Origin of the sequence: Providencia sp. wls1922, from assembly GCF_009706505.1 — a bacterium.
GTDB classification, from domain to species: Bacteria; Pseudomonadota; Gammaproteobacteria; order Enterobacterales; family Enterobacteriaceae; genus Providencia; species Providencia lanzhouensis.
In genome coordinates this window covers 1-8396 of sequence record NZ_WLUG01000010.1, presented here as the reverse complement: position 1 = coordinate 8396, position 8396 = coordinate 1, and the positions used below count along the sequence as shown (strand labels likewise).

9 protein-coding genes and 1 pseudogene are annotated in these 8396 nt (G+C 41.2%); 3 read left to right on the top strand and 7 right to left on the bottom strand.

From position 1 onward, the window contains the following. The 3 genes and pseudogenes from GKR71_RS00665 to GKR71_RS00655 form a co-directional block, all read left to right on the top strand. Positions 1-445, top strand: a pseudogene (locus GKR71_RS00665) (phage tail tape measure protein); the annotation flags it as partial. Positions 446-448: 3 nt separating this feature from the next. After that, the gene (locus GKR71_RS00660) at positions 449-880 is read left to right on the top strand and encodes a phage tail protein (RefSeq protein WP_154633784.1); all 432 of its coding nucleotides are present in this window, start codon (positions 449-451) and stop codon (positions 878-880) included. A gap of 369 nt (positions 881-1249) precedes the next feature. Continuing rightward, positions 1250-3289: a hypothetical protein gene (locus GKR71_RS00655; RefSeq protein ID WP_154633783.1), complete on the top strand. Its 2040-nt coding sequence runs from the start codon at positions 1250-1252 to the stop codon at positions 3287-3289. A gap of 280 nt (positions 3290-3569) precedes the next feature. On the opposite strand, the gene GKR71_RS00650 is transcribed toward GKR71_RS00655, so the two are convergent. The 7 genes from GKR71_RS00650 to GKR71_RS00620 all read right to left on the bottom strand — a co-directional run. Further along, positions 3570-3920, bottom strand: a complete 351-nt coding sequence (locus tag GKR71_RS00650; protein WP_154633782.1) for a tail fiber assembly protein — start codon at positions 3918-3920, stop codon at positions 3570-3572. Continuing rightward, positions 3920-5575, bottom strand: coding sequence for a phage tail protein (locus tag GKR71_RS00645; RefSeq protein ID WP_154633781.1), 1656 nt, complete (start codon positions 5573-5575; stop codon positions 3920-3922). The genes GKR71_RS00650 and GKR71_RS00645 overlap by 1 nt, the downstream gene beginning before the upstream one ends. Then, a complete protein-coding gene (locus GKR71_RS00640) occupies positions 5572-6183 on the bottom strand; it encodes a phage tail protein I (protein WP_154633780.1) in 612 nt (203 codons plus the stop codon). The genes GKR71_RS00645 and GKR71_RS00640 overlap by 4 nt, the downstream gene beginning before the upstream one ends. Beyond that, positions 6176-7087, bottom strand: coding sequence for a baseplate assembly protein (locus GKR71_RS00635; RefSeq protein WP_154633779.1), 912 nt, complete (start codon positions 7085-7087; stop codon positions 6176-6178). The genes GKR71_RS00640 and GKR71_RS00635 overlap by 8 nt, the downstream gene beginning before the upstream one ends. Before the next feature lie 4 nt (positions 7088-7091). Further along, on the bottom strand, positions 7092-7433 hold the full coding sequence (locus GKR71_RS00630) for a GPW/gp25 family protein (RefSeq protein ID WP_154633778.1): 342 nt from the start codon (positions 7431-7433) through the stop codon (positions 7092-7094). Then, entirely contained in the window at positions 7430-8059 is a 630-nt protein-coding gene (locus tag GKR71_RS00625) for a phage baseplate assembly protein V (RefSeq protein WP_154633777.1), read from the bottom strand. Before GKR71_RS00625 ends, GKR71_RS00630 begins: the two co-directional genes overlap by 4 nt. After that, the coding region (locus tag GKR71_RS00620) for a phage virion morphogenesis protein (protein ID WP_154633776.1) at positions 8056-8396 on the bottom strand (341 nt) is incomplete at its 5' end. The genes GKR71_RS00620 and GKR71_RS00625, both read right to left, overlap by 4 nt.

The following is an 8396-nucleotide window of genomic DNA, read 5'->3' as shown; positions in this document are numbered from 1 at the left end:
TACCTTGGTGTATGACGGCGCAGAGAAAAAGAGCAAGCAAAAAGGCAGTAAATCCGCGTTAAGTGACGCCGCGGAGAGTGTTGATAGAAATAAACTTGGCGATATTGTGTTTAAAAACTTTCCTGTGGTGACGGCTGTTGATGGCCTATATCAAGAGCCACGTATTGCTGCGAGAAAAACCTCATTATTTCCCCAGTTCAATGATGCATTGATTAATACGTTAGCCCCTATTCAACCCAAATTAAATGCGGTACCGGTGGCAGTCTCGCCGACACGGCCAGAACGCCAAATCATGCAGCCGGAATACAATACTTTTGAGTTGAATTTTTACGGTGTTGATATGAGTAATAAAAAAGAAATTGCCGACATTGTGAAACAGCAATTAACCACCTTGTTACGTGAACGCGATAGCCGCCGCCGTTCCAGCTTAAAAGATCAGGACTAAATTATGATGATGATTTATGGCATGTTTGTGTTTGAGCTACGCACCGCCCCTTATCAAACCTTTAACCATTCACTTGATTGGCGCCATGTGAAAAATGACCGTGTTGGCCGCAGTGCTAAATGGCAGTATGTGGGCGCCGGTGAAGATAAGATCACACTGGCCGGCACGCTTTACCCCGAAGTGACCGGCGGTGATGTGTCGCTGGAATTATTAAAAACCTCGGCCTATGTTGCCCGCCCACTACCCTTGATTGAGGGTACCGGCACCATTTATGGGATGTATGTGATCACCAATTTAGTCACTGATAGAACGGAATTTTTTACCGATGGTAAAGCGAAGAAAATTGATTTTACCCTGTCTTTGAGTCGGGTGAATGAGGATGTTAGGGAAAGGTTGGGGGGTGTGGATATTGGGGAATTTATGTGGGTATTTTGATGATTTTTTGCTGATCATATTATGCCTATTAAACAAAAAATTAATTTATGAAACGAGTTAAATTTTATATTAATTTAGTGATTCTAACTTTAAAATTGAATTTTTCATGATTACTATCCATATCAATTTCAGCTATAAACTAATGATAACAGCCATTTCAATTAAATTTATCTTATGAAAACATTGACATTTCGATAACTTACATTATAAATAATAACACCCTGAAATAAGCAAATATAGTTTATTATTTAAACTTCACATTATGATTTAACTTAGCATTTAAATAAAACACTATAAAATCTCTTATTTACTGGGATTAAATTAATTTTAATTACAAGTCGATATAGTTTACACAAGGTATAATATATTATGAGTAGTGAAATCGTGAATATCTTTGTTAATAAAATCATAAAAAATAAAATAAAGGCACCTACGCGCCCTGATTTTTCTCTAACAAAATGGGATGAAGAGTGGGCAAAAGTGGAATTACATTCTTCTGAACGCGATAAGAAAGTTTATACTATGGGGCGTATTATTAATAGTCTTCTAAGTGATATTAGAACTGAATTGGCTAATTTATATACGAAAGCTCCTAGGACAAGTTATAAAAGACTATTAACCTCGTATATTGCTAGTTCTAATAGAACACTTGCTGTCGCATTTAAATTAGTAAAAGAGAGGTCATCTGAAAACATACATGAAATATTACTACCAACAACAAGAACAGGAAATAAATTAAGTTTAGGTGAAATAGTTCATGGTTCCGTTGATGGGTTTCAACTAGCGATAAAACAATGCTTAAGGCACATTAAAAATAACGATACTGTAACGTTCTCAGATAGCCCAATTAATGAGTTATCCTTCATACAGCAAGAGAGTTATCTATCTCAATTATACAGCACATATCTTCATCTTTGGCAATGTATTTTATGGAGTAACTATAATTTAATTGAAATTGATAAAGAAAAAAAAATATATAGGGTAGAACAACCAAAGAGTTCTCTCGAAATTGCATTCATGAATAGTGCTCTGCGAAAAGAAAAGCTTTCCGCCAATTCAACTCTTATAGCAATGACATCTGATATTTCTTCATTATATTCAGACGACAATTATATTTTTATTGAGCGAAGCAATAAGAAAAAAGTAGCAAGAGTAGCACCAATTCGTAACGCAACTAAAAAATTAATTACTTTAAATACGCAGTGGAAAATGACCGAGTGTGACCTTCGGTATTATATTCCTGAAGAATGGTTAACTGATGATTTTGGTAACGGATTTTGCTTATCTGAAGTACTGGAAGTAATGAGATGTTTAATGTTAATGGCTAATCTTGAAAGTGAAAAATATCCTGAAGATGATAGTATATTTAATGCCAATAAACTAAAAGAGTTTTGCCCTTCTGTTCAAGCCACTTCACTAGAACGGGCCTTATGCGATGCTACTGAAATTTTAGCCAGCAAAGTAAGTAAGATCGTTAATTTTCTAACATTTGATTCATCACCTACTAGTGACCTTTGGTGTCAGCCTCTCATAAAAACAGAGAGTAATAAATATGTTATTGCTACTAGTGCATTAAATTCCCCTGTAATATTTAGACTTTTTGAAAAGTGGGCGGACATATTTGAAATAAAACTTAGTGAAAAAGGGTTAGTATACGAAAAAAAAATAATAAATGAGTTAAATAGTAAACTTAACCAGAATAGCTTTATTATTGATTATGATAAAGCTATTTCTAAAAGAATAAAAATAGGAACTTCTGAAGAAGAATTTGATTTATTAGCTAGGATAGATGATTTGGTTCTGATTGGTGAGGCTAAATCAATAGTTACTACTGACTCCGAAATATCAAAATATCGTACATCAGAGACACTTACTCATGCAGGTAATCAAGTAGCAAGAAAAACAAAGTTTTTCAAAGAAAATTTAAAAGACATTTTTGAAAAATTAAATTGGAATTATGATGAAAGTAAAGATTATAAATTTGCCAAATTCATAATTAATAGTAGCAGTATTTTTGTAGGTCATTCATTTAATGAAATCCCCGTAATTGATGAAAAAATACTTGGCGCTTACTTTTCATCAAATAGAATAAACCTATTTGATGTTGCGTCAGGAAATCGCGTAAAAACAATAGCTTGGTATGAGCTTTATGATGATATCAATAAACTTAAGGCTAACTTTTCAAAATACCTTTCATCACCACCACAACTAAATTCTAATTCAAAAGAATATGAATACAACGAGATACAACTTCCATTTATAAATAATAACTCCTTTAAAATCACAAAAAAATATCTAGTACTAAAAAGTAGTAGCCTTTTATCACCTATGGAACAAGAACATATGTTCCCAGTAATAAAATCAGCAGATTACGATATGGAAGCTTCAAAAATTAATGCTAGAATTTAATAGCTTAGAAAAAGTTAGGCTTTAACTAGAATAATTTAAATTGCATTTATCACCTATAGATCAATGCTCAATAATAACCAATAGATATAGTGACAACTTCCGTCACTATATCATTGTTATAAATTTAATATTTTCACACTAGAGAGTTAAATTTATTTACTTCAAGTTGATAAATATACCAGTGATAACAGGTAAAGTTGAGATCTTATCAGTTTCAATAACTAATGCATTTAAACAGTAATTCCGTACGGTAAATACATTAACTATATTAATATCTGTCTCACTTTGGGCTAACAGGCCAATTGACATTCATCCCCAACCCAACATCCACCCTATTCACCTGTACTCGATGCTCCTTCCAAACCCTTAACTGCTCCCGTTCCTCATCCGTAGCAATACCAAGGTCAACAGCATCTTGCAAAGGTGCAATTGCGGCGGTAGCCTCATTTAATAGTGCTTGTTTTTGATACTCGGCTTCAGCGATTAATTGATCTTTTGTTGGAGGTGGATTGGTGATGGCTAATGCCTCTTGCTCAGCAATAAGGACTAAATCATCAGCAATAAATGCATCCTGTGATCCATCCGACTCATAGGCATATACTTCATTATTTTTGTCTTTGTAATATTTCATTATGACCTCAACTCAAACCATTGATGAATAAATGGGCTAACGGTTCCGCTTGGATAGTCAATTTTGTAAGTTGAACCGTGGGGGATAACCGCAGATACAGGGGCTTTGGCTCCGTTACCGTAAGTCATAGAAGTCGCAATCACGACGCCGTTAACATGAATATTAACGCCATTCATACGATCGTTCGCTGAAGTACTGGCAGTAACGAGTAGTACAATAGGTTTCCCTGTCGAATTGGTGTAAACCGTTCCTACTGCGCGTGAAGCTTTAACGTTTTGCCAAGTCTGACCATAACCTAAGCCACTCCCTGCTGCGAATTTACTATCAACCTCTACTTTGGTATACGCGCCAACATCGCCCGCATTAAGTACTATATCTGCGGTCAGTACTTTATTGTTTACTTTGCGCCCACTTGGCACGCGTCCATTCGCGTTATTATTCGCATTTGTAGCGGCGGTATTAGCGGCGTTGGCGGTAGCTTGCGCATCTGTACCCGCCTTTTTCGCATCAGCGACTTTAGTGTCTGTTTCTGCTTTGGTATAAGCACCCACATCACCAGCACTTAAAGTGATATCAGCGCTCAACGGCTTATTGTTTACTTTTCGAGTGTTGGGCACACGCCCATTGGCATTCGTATTTGCATCGGTACCGACTTTTTTCGCATCGGCGACTTTGGTGTCCGTTTCGGTTTTAGTGTATGCGCCAACATCACCGGCGCTTAGGGTGATATCGGTGCTTAATGGCTTATTATTGACCTTTCGAGTACTTGGCACTCGGCCATTGGCATTGTTATTTGCATTGATTGCCGCTGTATTGGCAGCGTTTGCCGTGGCTTGCGCATCGGTACCCGCCTTTTTCGCATCAGCAACTTTCGTGTCGGTTTCTGCTTTTGTATAGGCGCCCACATCGCCTGCACTTAGCGTAATATCGGTGCTCAACGGCTTATTATTGACCTTGCGCGAGCTTGGCACCCGTCCATTAACATTATTATTCGCATTAGTTGCTGCTGTATTGGCCGCATTCGCTGAATTTTGTGCATTAACAGCCCGTTGATTAATTTCCGTGGCCAACTTAGGTGTAATGGCTTTGTTGTTATCGGCACTCAGAGCATCAGCCAGTTGTACAAAACCTTTGGCACTAGTCGTCGCATCGGGGTGATTACGGCTTTTAACGTGAGCCTCAATCGCTGTTTTTACTGAATCATCCACATAGCCGCGTGTGGCAAGCACAATCGCGGGGTCAACTTTCAATGTAACTGCTTCGGTATGGCTAACAATCAAAATCATTCTAATGGTTTGTGTACGACCTGAGCCCTCGGCTAACAGGGGTTTATAGGTTTCAGGGCAATTCGCCACGGCCACCAATAAACCCGATTTATCAAACAAACCGATTTCACGTATCCACCAACCACCCTCATTTTCGGGTATCACCTGTTCCGCAATAATTTGATTGGTATTCACTGAGTCAATAAATAACGTATTAATTGCTGCTCGGCGCTTTTCATTGACTAATTTAGTCTGTTTGGTATCGGGTGCGGGCAAAGTGCCGTCGCCGTCACCAACCGCCATGTGTGTTAATTCAATTTTCGTGCCAAGGGCGGTCGCCTCTGCGAGCACTTTTTCACCATAAGTGGTAAGCAATGCAAAATATTTCATTGGAGAATCACCCTCATTTCATCAATAACGTGTACCGCTGCCCCTGTGGAAATCGTGCCGCCTGAGCTGATCACATCTGGCGTGTATGGGTAAACGGTTAATTCATCACCGCTATAGCTAGCCGCAGAACAATAGATTTGGCCTTTAGTTTCAAGCTGAATAGTCAGCCCAACTAAATGGCGGCTTGCCGGCTTGGCATCAAAAATTAACGCCTCTAATTCTTGATACATTTCCTCGGTGATACCCGTTTCAAGAACCCCGATATCAAGGCGAAACGTGCCAGCGGTTTCCTTGGTTTTCCACCACTCAACAACGCGAATCAAATAACCGAGCGGCTCAACCACGCGGCGTAGTGCGCCAATCGTTCCCTTGTGTTTATGGATAAACATTGCGGATTTAATCGCATCGCGCTTGGCTTTTTCCGTCCAGTTTTTATCCCAGCGGTCAACGCTAAATGCCCACGCTAGATAAGGCAGTAAATGCACGGGGCATTTATCAGGATTCCAAAGCTCACGAATAGGAATAGGCACGCGCTCAATCTGTGCCAGTGATTCAGCTGCCGCGAGCTCTAACGGTGATGAGCCGACAGGTAATAAACGATTATTCATCTGAGCCCCCTAGTGCTAAATTAATTTGCGTGCAGAAACTCGCCTGTGTTTTGTCTAGCTTGATATCTGCTACCGGCTTTTTCAGTTCGACACGTTGCACGCCTTGAACATGCAGCGCGGCATAAATGGCACTAAGGACAATGTCACGGCCTAACCGGTGTTGCTGTGTCGCATAGCGTTTCACTTGTTCTTCTGCTGCCGCCATAATCGGCTCATATTCAGGTGAGGGATAACAGTAAATCACTGCGTCGATTTCATAGTTAACGATAGTGGCTGATTGCACTGTCACACGGTCAGCAACCGGTCTAACGTCCTCATCGTTTAACGCAATATCGACTTTTTCAATTAAATCAGCCGGTGCGCTGCCGTTCCCCTCGCGGGATAACACGGTAACCGTGACATGAGCCGGTAATGGGCTAATGACAGAAGCGTCAGAAACCCGACCATCTGCAGAGCGTGCGTGATATTCATAACTGCCAATAGGGCCAGCTACGCTTAACGCTTCGAAAGCGGCCGGTATACGCATACGCAAATTAGAATCCGACTCATACACCGGCGCAATGGGTGGAATGGCGTTTTCATCACCAGCGGATAACATCAGGCGTTTCACGTTATTATTGGCGGCGAGTTGGTCTAGGTCGGCACCGGTGGCAAAAGCCACCATGCTTGCGCGAGCCGCTTCATTGATGCGCTGACGTAAAATCAGCTCTCTATAACCGTTTTCTTGCAGTAATTTGGTTAGCGGCTCAGATTCTAATTCTAATGTACGGGCGATAGCTTCCCGCTGCTCTTCTGGCATGGCAGCGATTAACGCGGCTTTGCGCTCGGCAAATAGCACTTCATAGTCTAATAGTTCGACCACATCCGGTGCCGGCAATAAACTTAAATCAATACTGGCTGCCATACTGTTACCTCACAGGAATAGAAATCGAAATCGGTTCACCCGTTTGCATAATCACACCGGATAAACTCACGCCCATTTCGCCAACATCTGAACGAATATAATCAATGGTCTGTAACCTAACGCGTGGCTCCCATTGCATTAACGCCATATAACACGCACTCATAATTTTGAGTCTCAGCGCAGGGTTTTGTGGCTGGTCAATCAAGTCATATAACAGTGAGCCGTATTGCCGGCGCATCACCCGCGAACCAATGGGCGTTCGCAAAATATCAGCGATACTTTGGCGAATATGCTCACTATCTGTCAGGCGACGACCTGTTTTCGCATTCATGCCGTAATATTTCATACCGGTTTCCCTGATGTATCCCCACCCGAACGCACACCACCATGTTGGTGAGTATGAATAACCACACCATTAGACGTTATCGACCCGCCGTTATGGTTAAAATTGCCGGTCATTTCACCGCCTTTTTCCACATTCAACGTGCCTGTAGTGAGGTTATTGGTACAAATCACATTCGGTGTATCGAGCTTGATTTCAACAGAGGCTTTGCAAATCACTTTTTGGGTTGTTGCGCTGATTTCCTCACTAGCCTCTATCACCGCTTTTTTAATACCAACGGCCTTTAATGTTCCGTTTTCTGGCTCATACTCAATCACCGCACCATCTGGAAAAGTGTGGTGTAATGCATTGGCTGAATGTGTCGGCGCAGGGTTCGCATTGCTATATAGCGAACCCAAAACAAAACCGGTTGTTAGCTCACCGCCTATCGCCCCAATCAACACTTGCTCCCCCACCGTCGGCGCCCAATAACTGCGAGATTCACCGGCGCGATGCACTAACCATCGAATCCAATCTGTGACTAATTCCCCCACTTGAACACGGCAACAGTTATTGTCTAAATCCACCTCAGTGACGACGCCTTGACGAAAAAGGTTACTGAGTAAACGATATAGCTCTTGTAAACTCATAGCTGCCCCACCAAGTCGAGATAAATCATTTCCAATAAACCTAAGCGTTCATGCTCTGATAGCCCTAATAACTCTCGTTTGGGGTAACGTGCCCGTGCAAGTTCATTCACTGCCCCCTCAAGCCCGTATTGGTGCTCTCTGGCAATTGCCGCAGCTTTGCCTTGAAAACCTACTATCGCGCTATCTTGTGTATTGCGGGCATGAAGAAAACACGCCGCCCTAAGCCGCCTGAACATCGGTACATTACGTTTGGTACTGCGCTTGACCGAGGAAAAATTAATATCTAAAAAACGGGTAATATCTTGGCGATAAAAGGTTCTTACCGCGCCTCTATCTT